At 37.0% G+C, this 22548-nt stretch carries 18 protein-coding genes; 9 read left to right on the top strand and 9 right to left on the bottom strand.

The window, feature by feature from the left end; translation table 11 throughout:
- Positions 1-8 precede the first annotated feature (8 nt).
- On the bottom strand, positions 9-1415 hold the full coding sequence (gene pepV, locus ACIQZG_RS16640; protein WP_402756601.1) for a dipeptidase PepV: 1407 nt from the start codon (positions 1413-1415) through the stop codon (positions 9-11).
- Between the two features lie 367 nt (positions 1416-1782).
- Here pepV and ACIQZG_RS16635 point away from each other — a divergent pair, with 367 nt between their 5' ends.
- Entirely contained in the window at positions 1783-2004 is a 222-nt protein-coding gene (locus tag ACIQZG_RS16635; protein ID WP_402756600.1) for a DeoR family transcriptional regulator, read from the top strand.
- A 60-nt stretch (positions 2005-2064) separates the two neighbouring features.
- On the opposite strand, the gene ACIQZG_RS16630 is transcribed toward ACIQZG_RS16635, so the two are convergent.
- The 4 genes from ACIQZG_RS16630 to asnB form a co-directional block, all read right to left on the bottom strand.
- Positions 2065-3585 carry a GGDEF domain-containing protein gene (locus ACIQZG_RS16630; RefSeq protein ID WP_402756599.1) on the bottom strand — a complete coding sequence of 507 codons (1521 nt, stop codon included), beginning with the start codon at positions 3583-3585 and terminating at the stop codon, positions 2065-2067.
- A 252-nt stretch (positions 3586-3837) separates the two neighbouring features.
- Complete coding sequence (locus ACIQZG_RS16625; protein ID WP_402756598.1) at positions 3838-4551, bottom strand: pseudouridine synthase; 714 nt, start codon at positions 4549-4551, stop codon at positions 3838-3840.
- Between the two features lie 8 nt (positions 4552-4559).
- Complete coding sequence (locus ACIQZG_RS16620; protein ID WP_402756597.1) at positions 4560-6173, bottom strand: putative polysaccharide biosynthesis protein; 1614 nt, start codon at positions 6171-6173, stop codon at positions 4560-4562.
- 233 nt (positions 6174-6406) lie between these two features.
- Positions 6407-8254, bottom strand: a complete 1848-nt coding sequence (gene asnB, locus ACIQZG_RS16615; protein WP_402756596.1) for an asparagine synthase (glutamine-hydrolyzing) — start codon at positions 8252-8254, stop codon at positions 6407-6409.
- A gap of 240 nt (positions 8255-8494) precedes the next feature.
- Between asnB and ACIQZG_RS16610 the strand changes: the two genes are divergently transcribed.
- The gene (locus ACIQZG_RS16610; RefSeq protein ID WP_402756595.1) at positions 8495-9745 is read left to right on the top strand and encodes a BaiN/RdsA family NAD(P)/FAD-dependent oxidoreductase; all 1251 of its coding nucleotides are present in this window, start codon (positions 8495-8497) and stop codon (positions 9743-9745) included.
- A gap of 233 nt (positions 9746-9978) precedes the next feature.
- On the opposite strand, the gene ACIQZG_RS16605 is transcribed toward ACIQZG_RS16610, so the two are convergent.
- Both ACIQZG_RS16605 and ACIQZG_RS16600 read right to left on the bottom strand, forming a co-directional pair.
- Positions 9979-10671: an AIM24 family protein gene (locus tag ACIQZG_RS16605; RefSeq protein ID WP_402756594.1), complete on the bottom strand. Its 693-nt coding sequence runs from the start codon at positions 10669-10671 to the stop codon at positions 9979-9981.
- A 296-nt stretch (positions 10672-10967) separates the two neighbouring features.
- Positions 10968-12251, bottom strand: coding sequence for an L-lactate MFS transporter (locus tag ACIQZG_RS16600; RefSeq protein ID WP_402756593.1), 1284 nt, complete (start codon positions 12249-12251; stop codon positions 10968-10970).
- A gap of 945 nt (positions 12252-13196) precedes the next feature.
- Here ACIQZG_RS16600 and ACIQZG_RS16595 point away from each other — a divergent pair.
- The 7 genes from ACIQZG_RS16595 to ACIQZG_RS16565 all read left to right on the top strand — a co-directional run bounded on the left by ACIQZG_RS16595 (position 13197) and on the right by ACIQZG_RS16565 (position 20832).
- Positions 13197-14768: an ATP-binding protein gene (locus ACIQZG_RS16595; RefSeq protein WP_402756592.1), complete on the top strand. Its 1572-nt coding sequence runs from the start codon at positions 13197-13199 to the stop codon at positions 14766-14768.
- Positions 14765-15433 (top strand): response regulator, encoded by a 669-nt coding sequence (locus ACIQZG_RS16590; protein ID WP_402756591.1) that lies wholly within the window; start codon positions 14765-14767, stop codon positions 15431-15433. Before ACIQZG_RS16595 ends, ACIQZG_RS16590 begins: the two co-directional genes overlap by 4 nt.
- A 191-nt stretch (positions 15434-15624) precedes the next feature.
- Entirely contained in the window at positions 15625-16668 is a 1044-nt protein-coding gene (locus ACIQZG_RS16585; protein ID WP_402756590.1) for a DctP family TRAP transporter solute-binding subunit, read from the top strand.
- A gap of 59 nt (positions 16669-16727) precedes the next feature.
- A complete protein-coding gene (locus tag ACIQZG_RS16580) occupies positions 16728-17771 on the top strand; it encodes a DctP family TRAP transporter solute-binding subunit (RefSeq protein WP_402756589.1) in 1044 nt (347 codons plus the stop codon).
- A gap of 114 nt (positions 17772-17885) precedes the next feature.
- Complete coding sequence (locus ACIQZG_RS16575; RefSeq protein WP_402756588.1) at positions 17886-18383, top strand: TRAP transporter small permease; 498 nt, start codon at positions 17886-17888, stop codon at positions 18381-18383.
- Positions 18364-19632 (top strand): TRAP transporter large permease, encoded by a 1269-nt coding sequence (locus tag ACIQZG_RS16570; RefSeq protein WP_402756615.1) that lies wholly within the window; start codon positions 18364-18366, stop codon positions 19630-19632. Before ACIQZG_RS16575 ends, ACIQZG_RS16570 begins: the two co-directional genes overlap by 20 nt.
- A gap of 6 nt (positions 19633-19638) precedes the next feature.
- Positions 19639-20832 carry an MFS transporter gene (locus ACIQZG_RS16565; protein ID WP_402756587.1) on the top strand — a complete coding sequence of 398 codons (1194 nt, stop codon included), beginning with the start codon at positions 19639-19641 and terminating at the stop codon, positions 20830-20832.
- Between the two features lie 159 nt (positions 20833-20991).
- On the opposite strand, the gene ACIQZG_RS16560 is transcribed toward ACIQZG_RS16565, so the two are convergent.
- Together ACIQZG_RS16560 and ACIQZG_RS16555 are read right to left on the bottom strand one after the other, a co-directional pair.
- A complete protein-coding gene (locus tag ACIQZG_RS16560; RefSeq protein WP_402756586.1) occupies positions 20992-21933 on the bottom strand; it encodes a hypothetical protein in 942 nt (313 codons plus the stop codon).
- The gene (locus ACIQZG_RS16555) at positions 21920-22441 is read right to left on the bottom strand and encodes a sigma-70 family RNA polymerase sigma factor (RefSeq protein WP_402756585.1); all 522 of its coding nucleotides are present in this window, start codon (positions 22439-22441) and stop codon (positions 21920-21922) included. Before ACIQZG_RS16555 ends, ACIQZG_RS16560 begins: the two co-directional genes overlap by 14 nt.
- Positions 22442-22548: the final 107 nt, after the last annotated feature.

The following is a 22548-nucleotide window of genomic DNA, read 5'->3' as shown; positions in this document are numbered from 1 at the left end:
TTTTTTGTTTATTTGTTACTAGCAAGTTCAACAATTGCTTCTGCATAAATAGCTGCAGCCTTCACTAAATTTTCAACAATAACAAATTCATCTGCACGATGCGCAACATCAGGTTCACTAGGGAAAAGCATACCGAATGCAACGCCTTTTTTCATGACGCGTGCATATGTACCGCCACCTGTTGAAAGTAAAGGCGTTTCATAATCACCCGTCTGACGACGATAAACACCAGAAAGTGTTTGGACAAGTTCGTCATCCTCACTCACGTAATGTGGTTTAGAATCATCTTGGATATCTAGTGAGAAACCTTTTTTAGCTGCAAAATCTTGTGCTTCTGTAATTTTCTCATCAAATGGATACGTTACGGAATAACGCATACTAATGACCATACTACCACCTTGTGTCGCATCATAACTTACAATCCCAGGATTCAATGTTGTTTTACCAGACATTTCATCCTCAAAATCAAGTGCTAACGTGCTACCATAGTGATCGTTATGGAAAACATCTGCAATGAAATCGACAAAACGCTTACTAGCTTCAGTCGTCAACTGTTGTTGTAAAAATGCTGCAAGATAAACAGCGGCATTGATTCCCTTTTCAGGTTCCATTGCATGAGCTGCTTTCCCTTTGATAGTTATTATATAGCGAGAGTCCTCAATTAATAAAGACCCTTCTAGCTGATTTTTACGTAAAAATGTTTGAAAATTCTGTTCAAACTGTGCCGTTTGGTACTGAATAGTGGCTTTAGCCATATCAGGTACCATATTTGGGCGCTTTCCTGCATAAAATGAAACGAGCTGTTCCTCAACTTCATTGCCCTTTTTATGTTGAGAGAATACAAGCTCTGCAATCCCTTTTTCGGCATTAATTAGTGGAAAATCCGCATCTGGAGCAAAGCCAATTGTAGGCATCTCTTCATGCTCAAAATAATGATCGACACAACGAAAACCTGTTTCTTCATCTGTGCCAATAATCATTCGCACGCGTTTATTCAGCTTTATGCCAGCATCTTTTACTAGCTTCATTGCCATCCATGCTGCAATAGTAGGGCCTTTATCGTCAATAGCACCACGCGCAAATAATTTACCATCTGCTATAGTACCGCTAAAGGGTGGGTATGTCCAATTTGCTTCATCTCCAGCTGGCACAACATCTACGTGACATAAAATGCCGAGTAATTCTTTACCCTCGCCCATTTCAATATGCCCTGCGTAGTTATGAATGTTTTTTGTCTGTAGCCCTTCCATTTGACCTTTTGCAAGTAACCATTTAAGTGCTTCTAGCGGACCATTACCAAAAGGCACTTCTGCTGTTGCAGAATCTTCATCCAATACACTATTAATTTGCACAAGTTCCTGCAACTCCTGTATTAATTCATCTTGTCTTTCCTTTGCAGCTTGTAACCAATCCATTTCGATTACCTCCTTGTGTTTATTAAGGCTATTCTACGCTTTACATGGGAAATTTCAATCAACATTCTTCTAGATTTTACGCAAATATCATCCCTCGCACATAGCACTACCATATATAGTCCCTTATTTCGACAATTAACACTAAATACAGCATAAACTTTATGTAAGTATTGTAAATTCCAATCTTATGCACTAGAAAAATAATACGTTTTTTTATATAATAGAGTTATCAGAATAATTGTTCTGATTATACTAATTAGAAAAGGGGATGTCTAAGGCAGCAACTTAAGAGCCTAAGTGCACTCCGCACATATTGTCGTCCGCTAGTCTTTGCCAAGAGAATTAAGATGAAGGAGTGGTTCATTTAATGAAACCAACTACTGATCGAATGCTTAATCGTATTAAAGATGTGTACATGTTTATCTTAGACAAAGGGACAGTGTCTACACAGGATTTAGTCGAAGAGTTTAGTATCACTCCTCGCACAGTTCAAAGAGATTTGAACGTGTTAGCCTTTAACGATTTGGTCATGAGCCCAAGTCGAGGCAGATGGACAACGACGAGTAAAAAAGTTAGAATGTCATCCTAGTTTTTGCGTAGCAATGCGTAAAAGATTTTGTATTAGAAAAAGAATGACCTTTCGTCGGGGTCATTCTTTTTTCCTTATTATTTCTTTATCAGCTGCTACTTCATCGTAACTAGAATACTGGTTTTTCCCTGCATTTTTTGATCGGTATAACGCTTGGTCTGCCCGTACAAACAAGCTCATTTCAGACTCTGCAACATTTTCATAAATTGCACCACCCATACTCACGGACACTACATCCCAGCTCTTGGTATCTAAATATCTTAAGCTACTGATATTTTGCATAATAGTATTTGCAAATTGCTGTATTTCATATTCATCCGTATCATATAGCACAATCGCAAATTCATCGCCACCCAGTCGAACGACAAAGCCTTCATTTTTCACTGCCTGCTTTAAAACCTTTCCTGTTTCAACAAGTACTTTATCCCCTTCTGCGTGCCCAAACTGGTCATTTACTTGCTTAAAATTATCTAAGTCGATTAATAATAATCCTGGCGTATTTTCCTTACGCTTTTTCAACAAGCTTTCCATTTTACTTATATATGTTGCACGATTGTATACACCTGTTAATGCATCATATGTCGCTAAATTAATCGTTTTAGAAAGTAGTTGGATGATTACTAGTAGCATGATAAAAGTTGTCACTATTGCGATGACTAGTAATAACCAAAATTGCTTTGTATTTTTAGCAAGTGCTGCTAGCTCACTTAGATTGCCATACTTCACATACACGACTCGATTGGTCGATTCTCCGCGTATTGTTTCGGCCTCGTATGGTAAAAAACGAACTGTCTCTACGTATCCATTTTCTAGTTCTTTTTTATATTCAGTCGGCTCCATCGTTTTCTTGGCCTTTTTATAATACTTTTGGAACAATTCAGATTGATCGCTGACTACAATACGAGTATCTTGTGAATCGTCTAAAAAGACTCCTCCCGCTGTAATCGTTTTTACTTCTAATAAGTCATTATATTTTTCCACCAAAGAATTGGCAGTCTTTACAAAGTCAAACGTCTTAAAAACAGGTACATCATGTAAATCAATACCAAGCTCAAATAAATATTTTTGGTCTGGTGTCCCTAAATAGCCAAATTTTCGCATCGCTCCTGTTGTCGTGGACACATCAATACCATCTGTATAAAATTTGCTGCTTTCTCTTCGTTCATCCAATAAAGTAGAAAATTTTTTACAGCATTCTGAGAAACTCAATCCTTTATCTTGCACAAATGTTGTATAAACAACTGTATTCGTTTGATCTAATATGTATATATCCATTCCATGCTCTTTTTTCATTTGCTGTAAATCCCATGTTGCGATACTAGAGTTTTTCTCATAGTAAGATATTAAAGCTTGTAACTCTACCTCCATCTTATCAGAAACACTTTTATCAAAATAAAAATGTGCATTATCTACAGTTTGCATATCATTAAGTATATGATCTTCAATCAATGTTTTATTGATTGTTTCTTGTGTTCGGATATCCATCACCAACATTTGCCTATTTACATACGACATGACAATAACAAGTATTAGTGCAAATATGACTAATGATAATAATAATTTAAATCTCAGTTTTTTCATCGTAAACTCCTTTCTTACGTTTGTTTATAGTTCCAAATACCCCCTCCCTCCAATATGATCGGTTTCTTTTAAAATCTAAAATACGTAATGCAATCGCCAAAACAATGATAATTCTAAATATTAATCCCTAGTTGAAAAGACATCACATAATTATAATTATTTGGTTATAACAATATCATACAATTATATAGGATAAAAGGGCGCATAAAAAAAAACCTTTTGATAGTGCTTAAAACACTATCAAAAGGTTCTTTATTGTCTATTTTGTAACGCTACTAATTCTTCTTCTGTTAGTTCTCGGTACTCACCAAGATCTAAACTTTCATCCAACTTTAGATTCCCCATCGATAAACGCTTTAAGTAGGTCACACGTTTACCAACTGCTTCAAACATACGCTTTACTTGATGGAACTTACCTTCTTGAATTGTCAGCTCAATTTCTGACTGATCCGCAGATTTCAAAATAACTAGTTTACCCGGCTTTGTAACATAGCCGTCATCCAACTCAACGCCACGTGCAAATGCTTCACCATCAGCCTCTGTTACAACGCCTTCAATTTCTGCATAATATACTTTTGGCACATGCTTTTTTGGTGACAATAAATTATGCGCAAGTGTACCATCATTTGTGAGGAGCAATAAGCCTTCTGTATCTTTATCAAGGCGCCCTACAGGAAATGGCTCAAAATGCTGATGTAACGGCTCTAATAAATCTATAACCGTTGCCTCGCGTGCATCTTCTGTTGCAGAAATAACACCTGGAGGTTTATTCATCATAAAATAAACAAACTCTGTGTAAATTACTCGTTCATCATAAACTGAAACGTCCTGCTTGTCTGGATCCACATGCATTGCTGCATCTTTAACATGGATGCCATCAACAGTAACTGCCTTCTGTTTGAGTAATTGTTTAACTTCTTTCCTTGAGCCATAGCCCATATTCGATAGTAATTTATCTAATCGCATAATGCCTCCTATTTAAAACCAAACTTACTTGTAATACGTGTTAAACGTTCGCCCAGCAGTTTTTGTGCCAGTCCCAAACGTAGTGATAAAAATCCATAAACTGCAATACCCACTGTAGAACATATAACTGAAAAGACAATCGCTGAGAATTTACTATCCACTGGGCCCATCACGACTTCTAACAATTTATATGCAACTACTACATTGAGTGCCATGGTAGCTGTTAAAAGAGCAATCAACATGATACGTCGTACCACCATCTTGGACTTGTAATTGAGTGCTTTTTTTAACACTAACATATTAATAATAATTGATACGCCATAGCCTATCGCCGTTGCTAAAATAGCCCCGTCCGCTTCCATCGTGCGAACAAGTGGAATATTAATTGCAAGCTTTACCAGAATCCCTGATAGCAAGCTGAACACAATCCACTTTTGGAAGTCGATTCCTTGTAAAAGAGCAGCTGTCACTTGGAATAAGGCAAATAAGATCGCTACAGGTGCATAATGCGCTAATATCGATGCACCCATTTCGCTTTCAGAATACAAAACGAAATAAATTTCATTTGCTAAAAGAGAAATACCAACAACTGCTGGTAGTGTAATGAAAATTAAAATTTGATATGTTTTATCCATTGCATGACGCAGTGATAAATATTCACCTTGCGTGAAATATTTTGTAATCGTAGGCACTAACGCCATAGAAAACCCTGTAGCTAACATGACTGGAATGATAACAACCTTATGTGTCGTAAAGTTAATCATTGATAAGTATTTATCCGTTACATCAGCCATACCAATTGAAGCCATCGCCCCATTGAATGTAAGCATATCAACCAGCTGGAACAACGGGTTGGCAATCCCAACAAACACCATCGGAATCGAATACGTAATCACTTCTTTATAAATACTGGACATCGGTAGCTGTGTAGAAGTGACGCTTTGACTGCGCAGTAAATTAAACTCAGGTTGGTATTTTTTCCAATAATAAAACAACACAACTAAACCGCCTATGGCCCCGATAAAGGCTGCAAATACAGCAAAGGATATCGCTGTTTGCGCTGACCCTTTAAAGACAATTACGACTAGGAATGAGCCGCCTAACAGCACCACAATACGAACAATTTGTTCTATTAATTGCGAGACAGCTGTCGGTTGCATTTTGCCGTACCCTTGGAAAAAGCCCCGCCATAAACTCATAAATGGCACAACAATAAGTGCAAAACTTACCCACCGAATGACCGAAGCAATTTGCTCCACTGAAAATACTTGTTCCTCACTTTTGATGACCAATCCAGCAATCGGTGTCGCAAGCATAAAGAGTGCAATAAATGATAGAAAGCCTGTAATTAGCATAATCAGTATACCCGACTTCATCAGCTTACGACCTGACTGATAATCGCCAAGCGAGTTATATTTCGAAACAAATTTTGATACCGCAATAGGCGCACCAGAAATGGCTACTGCCAGCATAATTGAGTAGGGAATGTATGCATATTGATACAAGGCAATATTCTCTTCACCAACAATTGCATAAAACGGAAAAATATAAATTAAACCGAGTACTTTTGATAAAAACATTCCCAGTGTCAATATCGCAGTACCTTTCATTAAAGAGGACATCGTATCCATCCATTCATTATTAAAATCATACTTCTATTTATCAAACACAAAAACAACATTTCTAACTTGAAACGAGTAAGCTAACTGTTATCTTAACATAATCTATAGGAATACAGACGCATGAATATAGAAAACGTTGCAAAAAGAAGGTGTCTCATAGTATGTGAGACACCTTCTTTCCTGCACTAAAGCAAAACGATAGCGCATAAACAGGCTATTATTACTCTTTCTTGTTACATATCAACAAAAAATTGTTTATACCAAACAAGGAATACATATGCTGTCCAAATATAACGCCCACGATTTGCTTTACCTTCATAGTGCTCATCTAAATAGCCTACTAGTTGATCTGTATCGAAGAATTCCTTCGCAAAATCAGTAGTGAACATTTCTTTAACTAAATTATAGTATTTCTCTTCACGTAACCAGTGACGGATTGGTACTGGGAAACCAAGTTTTGGTCGTTTTGCCCATTCCTCTGGTAGTTCTTGATGTGCTGCTTGGCGAAGAACATATTTTGTATCAATATCATTGACACGATACTCAGACGGAATATTTTTTGCAAGCTCCATAACTTCCTTGTCTAAGAAAGGAACACGTAATTCAATAGAGTGTGCCATACTCATTTTGTCAGCTTTTAATAAAATATCACCAGGCATCCATAGATTTAAATCTAAGTACTGCATTTTCGTTACATCATCATCGCCTGGTACTTCATCGTAAATACGTTTAGTAATCGTTTTAACAGATGGACCGTTTTTATAGTCTGGTTTTAAAACATTTAGTGCATCGTCTTCATCCCAAACAACTGCTTCACCAATAAAACGCTCCTCAACAGTTTGACCGCCTTTTACAAGGAAGTTTGTATATTGGTTTTTCGGAAGTGCTTCTGCGAGACCGCGAAGAGCTTTGCGCAGACCCATTGGAATTTTTTCATATTGTTCCATTCTTCCCGAGTTTTGATACCAAGAATAGCCACCGAAAATTTCATCTGCACCTTCACCTGAAAGAACAACCGTTACATCTTTGGCTGCTAATTCGGATAAGAAGTATAGCGGCACTGACGATGGATTTGATTGTGGCTCATCCATATGCCATTGGATTTTAGGTAGTGCTTCAAAGCACTCATCTGCAGAAATGTATTTACGTTCGTTTTGAATATTCAATGTGTCTGAAAGATCTTTTGCTAAGTTTGTCTCATTGAACATATCTTCATAGTCAGAAAATCCAACTGAGAATGATTTGTCCGGACGAAGTAACGCGGTAATATAACTTGAGTCGATACCACCTGATAGGAATGAACCAACTTTCACGTCACTGATTTGATGTGCTTCTACAGATTCTTTCACTGTTTCACGAATATCTTCCACATACTTTTCAATAGGCGCTTCTTTTGCATGGAATTTTTTATCCCAATATTGCACCATTTTCATATCACCGTTTTTGATAATCATATAGTGCGCTGGTGGTAGCTTGTATACACCCTTAAAGAATGTTTCATCCATTGAAGAATATTGGAATGTTAAATACGGACGTAAAGCGTCTTTATTTAATTCTTTAATGAAAGATGGGTGAGGTAAAAATGATTTAATCTCTGAACCGAAAATAAATGTATTATCAGTTGTATGGCTTGTATAGTAAAGTGGTTTAATACCAAAGCCATCACGAGCGATAAATTGTAAATCATTCTTTTTATCCCAAATACAAAACGCGAACATACCGCGAAGTTGTTTAACGAACTCTACACCATATTCTACATAACCATAAATAATTACTTCACTGTCCGAATGTGTTTTAAACGTATGACCTTTTGCAATTAGGTCTGCGCGTAATTGTTGGAAGTTGAAAATTTCCCCGTTAAATACAAGTACGATGTTGCCATCCGCACTGTAAAGAGGTTGGTTTGCAACGTCAGATAAATCAATAATACTTAAACGACGGAAACCTAAAGTTACTTTATCGTCAGTATGAATACCACCGCTGTCTGGACCACGGTGAATAATCGTATTCATCATATTTTCAATTGTTTGATGATGATCAATTACATTTGTTCCATTAATATAGCCAATAAATCCGCACATCTATTTTTCACCTCATAATTTAGTGCATAACAACTACCATAATAGCACGAAAAGCCGTTCATTTCATGCTGTCATTACAGATAAAAAATTATAGAACACTTTAGCACAATTTTCAATGTTAAGAAGTAACCTTAACGATAGGACTTCATGTATAATAGGAAAGGCAATTCAGTACCTCCTTAGCTTGCTAGGGTCTGTAGATAAAACAACCACATAACAATAGAAAGCGAGTTCACATATATGTATGATGTAATCGTCATTGGCGGAGGACCGTCTGGCTTAATGGCTGCCATTGCCGCTGGAGAACGTAAAAAGAAAGTATTACTACTTGAAAAAGGTGCAAAACTAGGAAAGAAACTTGCCATTTCTGGTGGTGGTCGCTGCAACGTCACAAACCGACTATCTGTAGAAGAAATCGTCAAGCATATTCCTGGAAATGGTCGTTTTTTATATAGTCCATTCACTGTTTATAATAATGAAGATATTATTGCCTTTTTCGAAGGGCTTGGTGTTGCACTAAAAGAAGAAGACCATGGGCGCATGTTCCCTGTTTCAAATCGTGCACAGGACGTTGTAGATGCACTTATTAAAGAAATGAATCGCCTTAATGTAGACGTCAAACTACACACTTCGGTTAGCAAATTATTAATGGATGATGAAAAAATTCTCGGTGTACGCCTAGCTGATGGTACAGAAATTCGTAGTAAAGCTGTTGTAGTAGCTGTTGGTGGCAAAGCTGTACCACAAACTGGTTCAACAGGTGATGGCTATCCGTGGGCTGAGCGCGCTGGGCACACAATTACAGAATTATTCCCAACTGAAGTACCTGTTTTATCAAAAGAAGATTTTATTCAATCTCGTGAGCTACAAGGATTAGCACTACGCAATGTAGCTGTTTCCGTTTTAGGCAAAAAAGGAAAAACATTAGTGACACATCAAATGGACATGCTCTTCACGCATTTCGGGCTTAGTGGTCCCGCTATACTACGTTGTAGCCAATTCGTCGTCAAAGAGTTGCGTAAAACAGGATACCAACCAGTTACTATGCGTATTCAAACGCTAGTAGATTACAACGAAGAAACTTGTCTCCAATATTTAAACAAACTCGTGAAAGAAGATCCGAAAAAATCTGTGAAAAACGTCTGGAAGGGTGTCGCACCTGAACGCTGGTTACTATTCTTATTAGAACGTGCCGGCATCGATGCTCAATCGACAGGAATCGAATTATCACAAGAAAAAATCCGCAATTTAGCGCGTGAACTTGTCAACTTTACGATGACCGTTAGTGGCACACAATCACTGGAAAAAGCTTTCGTCACAGGGGGCGGAGTTTCGGTCAAAGAAGTCGAACCAAAAACAATGGCGTCCAAGAAAAAATCCGGGCTATTTTTCTGCGGTGAGATTTTAGATATTCACGGCTATACAGGCGGCTATAATATTACATCCGCTCTTGTCACGGGACGTATCGCAGGGATGAACGCTGCATTCTAAAAGAACAAATGCGCTAAAGCGCTCGTTCACATCCGACAAGCTACTTGCGAGTCTGAAGCGAAAGTAAACGCTCCACCACCACTTTAGCCTAGATGACAATGCCACAATTGAAAAATCTATAGTTTCCTTAACAACACAAAGCCACCTGACAACGACTAAATGTCGATGCTAGGTGGCTTTATCATATTCTAAGGTTGTCTTAAACAAAAATAGCATGTTCGGAATCACTATTATTATTTTTCATTTGATAAATACACTTCTTCAAAAGGCTGTATGATAACGAAACCTTCGCCTGAAAACGCCATTTGAATCGACTCACCACTACCACGTCCGATAAACGTACGGAAGCTAATATCTGTATTAAACTCTGGTGTTAAATTTCCCGACCACGCTACAGTTGCATGCGGATCAGTATATACTGTTTCCCCCGGTTTCACTAATAAAGTTAACGGTTCAAAATGCGTTGTAATCGCTACTTTACCACTTCCACGTAGCGTAACATTAAATAAACCACCTGCCATTATTCCTACCATTTTACGCATTAAATGAATATCCCAATCAATACTTGGCTCAAATGCAAGTAAATCATTGCCGTTTACACAGATGGTTTCATCCTTTAAATCAAAAATAGTAATTTTTTTACCCTGATCAGCTAAATAAAGGCGCCCATTCCCTATAGCTTTCATTAGTTGAGTACCTTCACCTGTTAATGCCTTTTTAAACATTTTAGTAAGCCCATGCTCCAGCACGCGTTCACGTTCAAACTTAATATCGCCTATATACGAAATCATTGCACCCATCTTCGACCAAACTTCACCATTCAAATTAATTTCTAAGACGCGCTCAGTTTCTAACTCGAAGTACTCGTTCTCATTATCGTCTTGTTGCGTTTTATGAACAAATTCATCCAATAAATATTTTCCCATATTATGTGCCTCCCTCTCTTAACATTTATATACGTACTACACCCATACAAAGATTCAATATTCCATTAATTGATATGTATTATATTACCACTATGATACCGTTGCAAAATAGCTCTTTTGGTAGCAAAATCCTTTAATTTCCCATAATATTATTGACACTATACAATCACTGTTATATGTTAGATGAAGAATATTCTTTTGTACTATAACAACATTGAACAAAAAAACCGAATAGCGTCATGTGCGAAATGACAACTATCCGGCTAAGTACTTTCAAGTGCGAATTGAAAGTGTTTTTATTGTGCTGTAGTTGAGACGTCTCCAACTTTTTCTGCTGAAACTTTCTGTGCATTTAATGCCATTTGTTTGCGTACATCTGCACGTAAAGTTAAAGAAATAATTAACGAAATCGCAATTAGACCTGTAAATACATAAAATACTGGAATATAACTTCCGTAAGCATTTTTAATTGTACTTACTAGTAGTGGACCAAAAATCCCACCCAGTGACCATGTTGTTAGTAGATATCCATGTATCACACCTAGTTGCTTCGTACCGAATAAATCACTTGCGAATGCTGGTAAATTCGAGAAACCACCGCCATAACAACTAACTACTAAGAAAATAAGTGCTTGGAAAATAATAACGTTTGTCGTATGTGGTAATACGATAAATGTAATTAACTGTGCTGTAAAGAAAATAACAAAGACGTTTGAACGGCCAATATAATCAGACACAGCTGCCCAGATCAAGCGGCCACCACCATTGAATAACCCCATAATTCCTACCATTGCTGCGGCACCTGCTACTGATAGGCCTACGATTTCTTGTGCCATTGGAGATGCTACAGAAATCATCATAATTCCCGCTGTTACATTCACTAAATGCATCGACCATAACATCCAGAAATGTTTTGTCTTCACTGCCTCACGCGCTGACATAACAGCTAAATCTTTTTTTACTACTTGCTTGCCATTTTCTGATGCTACCTTCATGTTTGCTGGCATATAACCAGGTACTGGCGGTGCAATATATAAAGACCCCAAAATCATTAACGTGAAATAACTTGCCCCTAGAATAAAGTACGTTGTAGAAATGCCTACTGCTTCCATTAAGTTTGCTGCAACCGGTGCTGTAATTAACGCTCCTGATCCAAATCCTAATACAGCCATGCCCGTTGCTAAACCACGACGGTCTGGGAACCATTTTACTAATGTCGAGACAGGTGCAATATAGCCAATTCCCATTCCTAACCCACTAAGTACCCCGTAAGTAAGCCAGTATAATACAACTGAGTCCATCATAATTGCGACACCTGCACCCGCTTGTCCTACCCCAAACATAACAGCCGCAACCATAGCCGATTTACGTGGCCCCATTTTTTCTACTAAGTTTCCAAATAACGCTGCTGCAAAACCTGCAAGCCCCATCATAATAGTAAAGGCGATCGTTACCTTCGTTTCACTCCATCCCATCTCTGTGACAATCGGTAATTTGTATACGCTATATGCATACGCTCCCCCAATTGAAAGATGAATTGCAATTGCGGATAATGCAATTAACCATCTATTTTTATTCATAAATTCTCATTTCTCCCCTCTTTCGCTATATGTGAAGACTTTATGAACGTCTATGTAAAACAATTTACCACTTATAATTATTCAAATGCAAGATGTTTTTCTAAAAATTATTATTTCTCTAAAAAGTATTTCAAATTAAATAACCTAGTTTTTCATATTCCTCACTTACAGCCCGTAAGGAAAAAGATGCTTAGTAAACAATATTTATTACTTAATTTAGCTAATAATATTTTTCCACTCTATTTATAAAAAAAACATTAACTATACTAGAATAATTAAATTTGTGTATATTTTCACATTCTCACACATCTCTCTCCCTATTTCTATATTTATTTCCAAACATATATAAATCGGACCCACCATTTCCAACGAGGAATCCCCTCACTTCACTAAGCAGAAATATTAAGAATAGTAGAGAATTTTTTGACTTTTAAAAGAAAATACTCATAACACCCATATTCGTCGTCCCCCCTCAGCCAGAAAGGTTAATCCCATAAATTGGTTTAGTTCTAAACTTATTACAACAACCTCTTTGCTTCGAAAATTAACACTTAAATTTTTCCCTACACTTTTTTATTATTCAAATATATATTTTTCTAGCATTTTTATATTTTTCATTAGTAATACACACAGTATAAAACTTATATACACCAACATTTCCAACCAGAATACCTTATAATAAAATAAAAACACGTTGTTATAGTACACAAACAGAAATAATGTAGTATAGTAAGTTTTGTATTACAACAATCTATTTATTTATGCATATTTGTATTAGAATGAAATTCCTAATTCACTAGACTATGGTAAAATAGTACAAATATATTTATATACCACAATTTAATAACTTTCACTGAAATATTTATGCCTGCATCAAAAATACTTACATAAAGAGGTGTACATTCTAAAGAAGGATGCCACCTTGGCATCACTTTTTACATACTTATGAAAAATATTTCTTTGCGCCTAAAGATGTTTATTTTTTCATTCATAATTGTTATTTCTTCTATTGCTACAAGTGGTGCTATTATGATTCATAATCTTTCTGGTGCCTTTGAAAAAGAATTTGGTGCACGTGCTATTGCGATTGCAAGAACTGTCTCGCAACTTTCGGATATTCAAAATTCTGTAGGTAAACAGGAGGGATTTGAAAAAATCCAACCTATCGCTGAACGGATTCGATTAGCCACAGATGTCGATTACATCGTTGTCATCGATATGAATCGGATTCGGTACTCCCATCCTTCTGAAAGTAAGCTGGGTACAATTTTTGAAGGCGGGGACGAAGTAGAAGCTTTTTCGCAGCATGAGTACATCTCAAAAGCTCGTGGTGTACTTGGTTACTCAATTCGAGCATTTGTCCCAATTATGAATGAAGAAGGAACGAAGCAGGTTGGTGTCATTACAGTTGGTCTTCTTGCACCAAAATGGTATCAGCTTCTGGATGAATATCAATTTGGTATATTAGTGTCGTTATTTTCAGGCTTAGCAATAGGTTTTGGTGGCTCTGTTCTAGTTGCAACTCACTTAAAACGACAAACATTCAATTTAGAGCCCTTTGAGATCGCTCGTCTTGTAGAGGAACGTTCCGGCATTATTCAAGCGATGGATATCGGGATATTGGCAACAGACGGTAATGGAAATGTAACGTTTATAAACAGATTGGCAAGGCAATATACACATTTCTTCGGACAAACAATATCGAGAAAAGCCTTATTTAAAGATACATGGCTTGCTGAGGATACGATTCAACAGTCCGAAGCATATCGTCCACTTCTAATGTACGAGCAAATGTATTTAGTACGAACTGTCTCTATTCGAATTATGGATCAAGACGCTGGCTATCTCATTATGTTGACGGACCGAAAAGAAGCAAATATGCTTGCTGAAGAATTAACTGGTATTAAAATGCTAGTAGATTCGTTGCGTGCTCAACAGCATGAATACATGAATCGTTTGCATAGTATTGCTGGTTTGATCCAACTCAAACGTAATGATGACGCCTTAAGCCTCATAATTGATGAAATAACAGATGAAGAAGAAATTATTCAAAGCTTACGTGACAAAATTCATGATTACTCCACACAAGGCTTAATGCTCGGCAAGTATTCACGTGCGAAAGAGCTAGGAATTGAACTTTCCATTGATGAAGACTCTAATTTAATCGAGTTTATGAGCGGTTTCTCAAGCGGAGATATGGTAACAATTATTGGGAATTTACTCGATAATGCGATGGATGCTTGCCTAGAATGTACACATAAGGATGTTCATTTAACGTTAATCGGTGATAAGCATCATTTATTTATAGAAGTACAAGACAGTGGTAAGGGGATTGAAGGAACACCACAACGAATTTTTGATTATGGGTTTAGTACGAAACAAAAAGAAGGCCGCGGTATTGGCCTCGCACTGATTAAACAAATAGTCGAATCTAACAAAGGATCAATCCAAGTAGAGTCTACTATTAATATTGGGACAACGATTACAATTAAAGCAGGGGTGACTGAAGAACAATGAGTAATCTTTCAGTTTTTATCGTAGAAGATGATCCAATGGTACTTGAAGTAAACAAAGGTTTTTTAGATAAAATGAATGGCTTTCAACTCGTAGGCGAATCTACTAATGGCAAAGATGCGTATGAAAATATTATTACCAAGAAACCAAACCTCATTTTACTTGATATGTTTTTACCGGATATGACGGGTATGGAGCTCTTTTTAAAACTTCGTGCTGAGCGCATTCCATCAGATATTATTATGATTACAGCAGCAAGGGACGCACAAACAGTACAAGAAGCACTTCGACTTGGCGCCATTGATTATCTTATAAAGCCATTTCGTTTTGATCGCTTTGAAAGAGCTTTGCAACAGTTTAAAAACGATGCAAAAAAACTTTCAAATACGAATACCTTTAAACAAGAGGATATCGATCAGTGGTTAGGCATACAGTATGAGACAACAGAGCTACCTAAAGGTCTTAATGACATCACGATGAGGCAAATTGTCGATTATTTAATGAAAGATCGTACACCTATTACTTCTGAGCAACTTGCACAAAATGTCGGAATGGCGAGAGTAACAGTCCGAAAGTATTTAGATTTTTTAGCTACAAAAGGTAGTGTTCTTATTAATTTAAAATATGGCACAGTTGGTCGACCAACAAAATACTACTCAATCAAATAAGTACGTAGAAAAAGCTTGCAAACTCAACGTTTGCAAGCTTTTCATTGTTTTATAACAGTTTATTAAAATAATAATTTGTTATATACCACAAATACCAAAATGTTCTTTAACACCATAATATTGTGTATTTCGACATTTAAATTACAATGAAAACAGTTCAGCTGTTACTCACGATAGGGGTCGTTTAAACTATGTGGCGAAAAAGTTTTATTCTTATTTTTGTAAGCGTTCTTATTTCGACGGTAGTTTTGTTAATTTCATGTCAAAAAGTTGATTACCCTACCGACAATGAACAGTTGAGTCATGAGGAACAAATTGTTATTCGCTTTTCACATGTAGTTGGTGAAAATACACCAAAAGGAATGGCAGCCATTAAATTTGCAGAGCTCGTCAAGAAACGTAGCAATGGGCATATAGAAGTTCAAGTATTTCCTAATGGTGTTCTTTATAAAGATGGTGAAGAAATGAATGCTCTTTTACGCGGAGATATTCAAATGATTGCACCTGCGATTTCTAAAGTCACAGCACTCGTACCAGAGTGGTCAGTCATGGATTTACCTTATGCATTTAAAAATGCAGATGAAGTTCATACATATATAGAAAGTAACACCGGGAAAATTCTTGTAAAGAAATTAAATGAGCATAACCTTCTATCAATGGGCATCTGGGATAGTGGATTTAAACAACTTAGTAATAGCATTCGACCAATCAAAGAAATTACTGACTTGAAAGGATTGCGAATGCGTATTATGCCAAGTGATATATTAGCAGAACAATTTTCAAGTGTCGGAGCTTTTCCAAGACGAATTGATTTTAATACTGTTTTCAATCAATTACAAAAAGGGAATGTCGATGGACAAGAAAATACATTCACGAATATCACAAGCAAAAACCTACATTCTTTACAAGACTATCTAACAGTTAGTAACCATGGTTATTTGGGCTATCTACTACTCATGAACAATGAGTTTTGGAATTCCTTACCGAAAGATGTCCAAACATTGCTCACTGATACACTTGCAGAAGTACAAGCTTGGGAATGGCAACTTGCTAAGGATTTAAGCGCTGAACGTCTTCAAGAGATGGAAGCATGTGATTGTATTGAACTTAACTACTTAACCGAGCAAGACATTCAAAAATGGGAGTCAGCTTTTGATCCTGTTTACAAATTTTACACAGAGCGCTATGACGAAAAATACATTAAAGCGCTCCCGAAAAATCAACCACACCATTAACTCGAGTTTAAAAGGTTTACCTTTTTAACTATATATCAAAATTTTTAGGGGGATACACAATGAAGAAATGGCTTTTAATGTCACTTATGGCTGTGCTTGTACTAGCACTTGCTGCTTGTGGTGGCGACAAAAAAGATGAGGCTGCTCCATCAACTGATGGTGACGGCGGCTATACAAAAGAGAAACCGCTTGTAATTAAGTTTTCTCACGTAACATCTATCGATAGCGTTAAAGGGAAAGCTGCTGAAGAATTCCGTAAATTAGTAGAAGAAAAAACAGATGGCAAAGTAAAGGTTGAAGTTTACCCTTCTTCTCAATTATACGGTGATGCAGATGAACTTGATGCGTTGGTATCAGGAAACGTCCACATGATCGCTCCATCTGTAACGAAAATGGTAAAGATTGATCCTCGTTGGCAATATGTAGACATGCCTTATCTATTTGAAAGCGATGAGCATGTTCGTAAATTCTTTGAATCTGACGTAGCAAAAACAATTCTTGAATCAGATAAATTAGCAAATAACGATATTAAAGGTTTAGTATTCTGGGGAAATGGCTTCAAACATTTCTCTAACAACAAACATCCACTTGTAAAACCAGAAGACTTCAAGGGTCTTAAATTCCGTGCACAAGCTGGTAAAGTACTTGAAGAACAATTCAAAGCTTTAAATGCTGGTTCTGCAACTATTTCATTCGGTGAAACATATGCTGCCCTACAACAAGGAACAGTTGATGGACAAGAAAACACATTCAATAACTTTGATACACAAAAATATCAAGAAGTACAAAAATACTTCTCAGTTTCTGAGCATGGTCGTCTTGACTACGCAATTTTCGTAAACAAATCATTCTGGGATAAAATCCCTGCAGATTTATTAACAGCTGTAGAAGAATCTTTAAACGAAGCGACTACATTAGCGTTGGATTTAGCTGCTGAAGAAAATGCTAAATCATTTGAAAACATTAAAAAATCTGGTATTGAAGTAATCGAATTAACAACAGAACAAAAAGAAACAATCAAAGCACAACTTGAGCCAGTTTACGAAGAATTTGGCGAAGTAATTACTGATGAATTAATCAACGGCATCCGTGATTTAAAATAAGTTCTTCTAGTTTGAGTGTCGATTGAATCGGCACTCACTCTTTTTTTGAAAATAAGCCGCTCACGCTTATATGTTGAATGAAATCTTAACATGAATTTTTAAGGAGGCAACAGGATGAAAGCATTATATAAGTTTTGGGGCTATTTAGAGGAAATCCTCGCAGGGTTCTTCTTTTTAGTCGGTATTGCACTAATCTTTTACGGCGTAATTATGCGCTACGCTTTCAATGATCCGCAAGCTTGGGTAGAAGAGCTTGCACGTTATTCAATCATTTGGGGAACATTCCTTGGTTTTGGATTAGCACTTCGTCATAACCAACATATTCAAGTAGATATTTTATACGATCAATTAAAGCCATCTATGAAACGTATTTTAGATTTAGTGGCAACTGGCTTAAGTATCACTTTCTGTGTTATTTATACGTATTACGGTTTCGTATTAGTAGAGAACCGCTTCTCTTCTGGTATGGTGTCTCTTGATATTGGTATTCCGATGTGGATCGTCTATTTAGTATTACCATTGTCAGGGATACTGTTCCTAGCGCGCTTCCTTGAGCGTCTAGTAAATATCCTACGAGGAAAGGATGAAGAATATGCTAATCCTCTTAATTAGTTTCTTTATATTACTATTTTTACGTGTACCCGTGGCAATTAGTTTAGCCCTATCAACTATTTTTGTATTGTTCCAAATTGACTTTAATATGAACATGGTGCCACAACGTATTTTCACTGCGCTAGATTCTTTCCCGATGATGGCGATTCCAGGCTTCGTACTTGCTGGGGTGTTAATGGCACGTGGTGGTATCTCTAAATACTTAATTGAAGCTTTACGTGCTTGGATAGGTCATCTTCCTGGTGGTCTTGCAGTTGTTACCATTTTAGCATGTGCGATTTTCGCAGCGATTTCAGGTTCTTCACCTGCAACGGCAGCGGCAATCGGATCAATTATGATTCCAGCGATGATTTCTGCTGGCTATAAAAAGCGTTATTCCATGGGGCTTGTAGCAGCCGGTGGTACATTAGGTATTTTAATCCCTCCAAGTGTACCGTTAATTATTTACGGTATTACTTCTGAACAATCAATCGGTGAATTATTCATGGCCGGCGTTATCCCTGGTCTTGCTTTAACAGGTATCTTAATCGTTGCCGCTATTTTCTATGCTAAGAAAAATGGCTTCAAAGGTGACGCAAAGGCATCTTGGGGTGAACGTGGACGTAAATCTCTAAAAGCTATTTGGGGTGGATTTTTACCATTCCTAATTTTAGGAACAATTTATTCTGGCGTTGTCACACCTACAGAATCTGCTGTAATCGCAGTATTCTACGGTTTAATCGTTTCTCTGTTCATCTACCGTGAAATGAAGCTCAAAGACTTCCGCGAAGTGCTAGTAGAATCTATTAATATTACGGCGATGATTTACTTAATCATCGGTGCCGCTTCACTGTTTGGTCTATACTTAACAAATGCTCAAGTTCCACAAAATGTAGGTGCTTGGATTGCTGAAAGTGATATGAACAAATGGATCTTTATGATCATTGTTAATATTCTGTTCTTCTTCATGGGTATGTTCTTAGAGGCAGTTTCTATTATTTTAATTACTTTACCAATCTTATTACCGATTCTTGCACACTTCGATATTAACTTAATTCACTTTGCAATTATCATGACAATCAACATGGAGCTTGGTATGATTACGCCTCCAGTAGGTCTGAATCTCTTCGTCGTAAGTGGTATTGCGAAGGAAAAGCTCGGGGAAGTAGTAAAAGGGGTAATTCCATTTATCATTCTTATGATTTTGTTCTTGGCACTTGTTGTCTTAATCCCACAATTATCACTTTGGTTACCAGAGCAAATGAAGTAAGAACTTATGGACACATTTAAACAAGGGTATTCCATAAAAGACATACAGTTTTGGGTAATTGTCACGAGTCTAGGTCTTGCATCTGTATTCGTATTTGCTGCGATGTATTCGATGCAACCACTCCTACCCTTCTTTACAGAGCAGTTTCAAATATCTGTTTCGTATGCTAGTATGTCAATGTCCATGACAACATTGTCTGTTATTTTTGGTTTAATTGTTTTAGGATTTTTATCAGACCGACACGGACGATTAGTTTTTATTAGATTCTCAATCATCCTGACTGTACTTCCTTTTCTATTCATGCCTTTAACAGATTCATTTTTCATCATTGTTGTTTTGCGATTTATTCAGGGCTTCGCCATTGCTGGTGTTCCAGCTGCGGCACTTGCCTACATTAGTGAGGAAATTGATCACAAATCGATGGGGATAGCGACTTCACTCTATATTTCCTGTAACGCTCTTGGCGGAACAATTGGACGTCTCGTAATGGGCTATGTAACTGAACGATTTTCTTGGGAGACCGCGTTCTTTGCCCTTGCAATATTAGGTACAATTATCTTTGCTATCGTATGGCTACTGCTTCCAAAATCACGTAACTTTGCAGTAAATGATCGAACAATACGAAAAGATATGCAAGGTTTTTGGTTCCATTTAAATAACCCAGTCTTGTTGAAACTATTTGGGCTCGGCATCATTTTACAAGTATCGTTTACAGGTATGTGGTCGTTTATTCCGTATCATTTAACAGAACCACCTTTTTCTCTTTCATTAAAAACAATTTCGTTCATTTTTTTAACATACAGCTTGGGCATTATTGGTTCACCAATCGCCAGTGCACTTGCAGGGAAAATAGGGATTCACATTGTACGAACAATAGGGGTGTTTTTATTAGTAATCGGGATTCTTTGCACTTTAAGTGACTCGCTTTTCATCGTTATTGTAGGCTTATGTATTGCCTGTTTAGGGTTCTTTTCTGCACATTCTCTAACATCCGCAACCGTTAGTCGTACAGCAACGTATCAAAAAGGGAGTGCCTCAAGTCTGTATCTCGTTTCTTATTATATTGGTGTGGCTTTCGGCAGCACGATGCTTAGTCCGATTTGGACTTTATTCCATTGGTCAGGCATCGTTAGTATCGCAGCCACTCTACCAATAATTTATATACTATTTTTAAATCGTACTTTACGAAAACAAGCATGAGAAAAATAGATTTCATTCAACACTATGACCGTCGAGCATATAAAAGAGATGTCCGCTAAAAAGCGAGACATCTCTTTTTCATCGACTTCTAGTTTCTTTACATACATCATTGTAGAAGATCAACATGAACTTTACGGGGACCTTCATCCATACTTTAGATTACATCTTTAATAACAAAATGAGGATGATAAGAGAAATCCCCACAAAAATTGCAGTAGCAATCGTTACATAATGCCTTTTCTCCTCGCGCCCATAATAAAAATCAATCGCGATATTTGAAAAGGCTACCATAATAAATATGCCTAAAATCACACTATAATATATTAACCACCCTTTTATTATAAAAACAATTACAATTAATCCATAAATGACGCTGCAAATTATCGTGGCAAGCTGGTGACCTCGGGAGATATACTTCGGTCCTTTTTGAATATTAAATATTTTTCGTACAACTATTTCAACAATCCATCTTAACAACAATAAACCCAGGAGAAAAATAAAAATCCAGTTTGAAAGCAAGTCGTCTTGCTCAAAGGAATTGAAAAATACTAGAAACTCACCTGCTACCACATCATCTACTTTGTAAAATAAGTCTGTGTTTATATCAATAAATGCAAGCTGCTCATTCTTACTTTGCATTTTTAATTTTGCTATTTGTCCATCTTCAAACTGTACCCACACATCTCGAAAAGGGCTATATCGCGTATCCTTTTCACTCAACTCAGCATGGTGTAAAACCTGCTCCAATAGCTCAGTTTCCTGACCATGTTGAAATCCCTCTTGATCAAATATCCAGCCTACTCTCCCAGCCTTAAAAGAATCATCTTCCCAATTCCAAGCAATCCCAAATTGCTTCACAGTCTCCATTCGGGCAATTTCATTAAGCGTTGCCTGCTTAGAAGGATTTATCGTGATCCACGGTCCGGTAATTATGAAAAACAAGACTATCGCAGACATCGAAGCAAGAACAACTGGATATTGCCAATGTCGTTTCTTTTTCGGTGGCTGCTGTGCCTTTTGTAAAATAGTTGCCTGTAATTCTTTTGTAAAGTAAGAAGACTCCCCAAGCTCTTTATTTAACTTTTCTTTAAAAGGTGTCATCTATTAGCACCTCCCAGTCACTTTGTTCAAGCTGATTCTTCAATAATGTCCTTGCTCGTCGCAATCTCGTTTTCACCGTGTTTTCTGAACAACTTAAAATGTCTGCAATCTCTCGGATTTTAAGGTCTCTATAATAATGCAATATCAACACTTCGCGATACATTACCGGCAGCATGAACAATGCATTCTTCAATACCGTGCGTTCTTCACCTTCAATAAGTTCTGTTTCAATCGTTCTCTTGCTTACACCGATATGTAATTTTTCGAATAAAACATGGCGTTTATTCTTCCAGCTACGTAAGTAGTCATGACTTTTATGAACCGTAATTTTCACTAAATATGTTTTCAATGAAGACCTTTGTTCAAAGCGATCTTGTTGTCGATAATAAGCTAGAAATACATCTTGCACGATTTCTTCGGCAATTGCCCAGTCCTTCACATACAAATATGCGACACGTAAACAATACTCGCCGTGCTCTTCCATAATTGCTGACAAGTGCTCACTCAAATAAACACCCCACTTCCATTACACTATAGTCGGAAAAATAATATGTATAGTTTCATTTTCATAAAAAAATTGCTAAACGAGTAGATTATTATCGTTTAGCAACCTAG

The sequence above is a fragment of the Lysinibacillus sp. NPDC096418 genome, assembly GCF_044762775.1.
Taxonomy (GTDB): domain Bacteria; phylum Bacillota; class Bacilli; order Bacillales_A; family Planococcaceae; genus Lysinibacillus.
The sequence above is the reverse complement of the archived record's forward strand: the minus strand, read 5'-3'. Positions and strand labels throughout refer to the sequence as shown.

What these genes read in the sequence shown, in the direction of transcription:
- pepV (WP_402756601.1), bottom strand. Translation starts at nt 1,415, where the DNA reads ATGGATTGGTTACAAGCTGCAAAGGAAAGACAAGATGAATTAATACAG.
- ACIQZG_RS16635 (WP_402756600.1), top strand. Translation starts at nt 1,783, where the DNA reads ATGAAACCAACTACTGATCGAATGCTTAATCGTATTAAAGATGTGTAC.
- ACIQZG_RS16630 (WP_402756599.1), bottom strand. Translation starts at nt 3,585, where the DNA reads ATGAAAAAACTGAGATTTAAATTATTATTATCATTAGTCATATTTGCA.
- ACIQZG_RS16625 (WP_402756598.1), bottom strand. Translation starts at nt 4,551, where the DNA reads ATGCGATTAGATAAATTACTATCGAATATGGGCTATGGCTCAAGGAAA.
- ACIQZG_RS16620 (WP_402756597.1), bottom strand. Translation starts at nt 6,173, where the DNA reads ATGTCCTCTTTAATGAAAGGTACTGCGATATTGACACTGGGAATGTTT.
- asnB (WP_402756596.1), bottom strand. Translation starts at nt 8,254, where the DNA reads ATGTGCGGATTTATTGGCTATATTAATGGAACAAATGTAATTGATCAT.
- ACIQZG_RS16610 (WP_402756595.1), top strand. Translation starts at nt 8,495, where the DNA reads ATGTATGATGTAATCGTCATTGGCGGAGGACCGTCTGGCTTAATGGCT.
- ACIQZG_RS16605 (WP_402756594.1), bottom strand. Translation starts at nt 10,671, where the DNA reads ATGGGAAAATATTTATTGGATGAATTTGTTCATAAAACGCAACAAGAC.
- ACIQZG_RS16600 (WP_402756593.1), bottom strand. Translation starts at nt 12,251, where the DNA reads ATGAATAAAAATAGATGGTTAATTGCATTATCCGCAATTGCAATTCAT.
- ACIQZG_RS16595 (WP_402756592.1), top strand. Translation starts at nt 13,197, where the DNA reads ATGAAAAATATTTCTTTGCGCCTAAAGATGTTTATTTTTTCATTCATA.
- ACIQZG_RS16590 (WP_402756591.1), top strand. Translation starts at nt 14,765, where the DNA reads ATGAGTAATCTTTCAGTTTTTATCGTAGAAGATGATCCAATGGTACTT.
- ACIQZG_RS16585 (WP_402756590.1), top strand. Translation starts at nt 15,625, where the DNA reads ATGTGGCGAAAAAGTTTTATTCTTATTTTTGTAAGCGTTCTTATTTCG.
- ACIQZG_RS16580 (WP_402756589.1), top strand. Translation starts at nt 16,728, where the DNA reads ATGAAGAAATGGCTTTTAATGTCACTTATGGCTGTGCTTGTACTAGCA.
- ACIQZG_RS16575 (WP_402756588.1), top strand. Translation starts at nt 17,886, where the DNA reads ATGAAAGCATTATATAAGTTTTGGGGCTATTTAGAGGAAATCCTCGCA.
- ACIQZG_RS16570 (WP_402756615.1), top strand. Translation starts at nt 18,364, where the DNA reads ATGCTAATCCTCTTAATTAGTTTCTTTATATTACTATTTTTACGTGTA.
- ACIQZG_RS16565 (WP_402756587.1), top strand. Translation starts at nt 19,639, where the DNA reads ATGGACACATTTAAACAAGGGTATTCCATAAAAGACATACAGTTTTGG.
- ACIQZG_RS16560 (WP_402756586.1), bottom strand. Translation starts at nt 21,933, where the DNA reads ATGACACCTTTTAAAGAAAAGTTAAATAAAGAGCTTGGGGAGTCTTCT.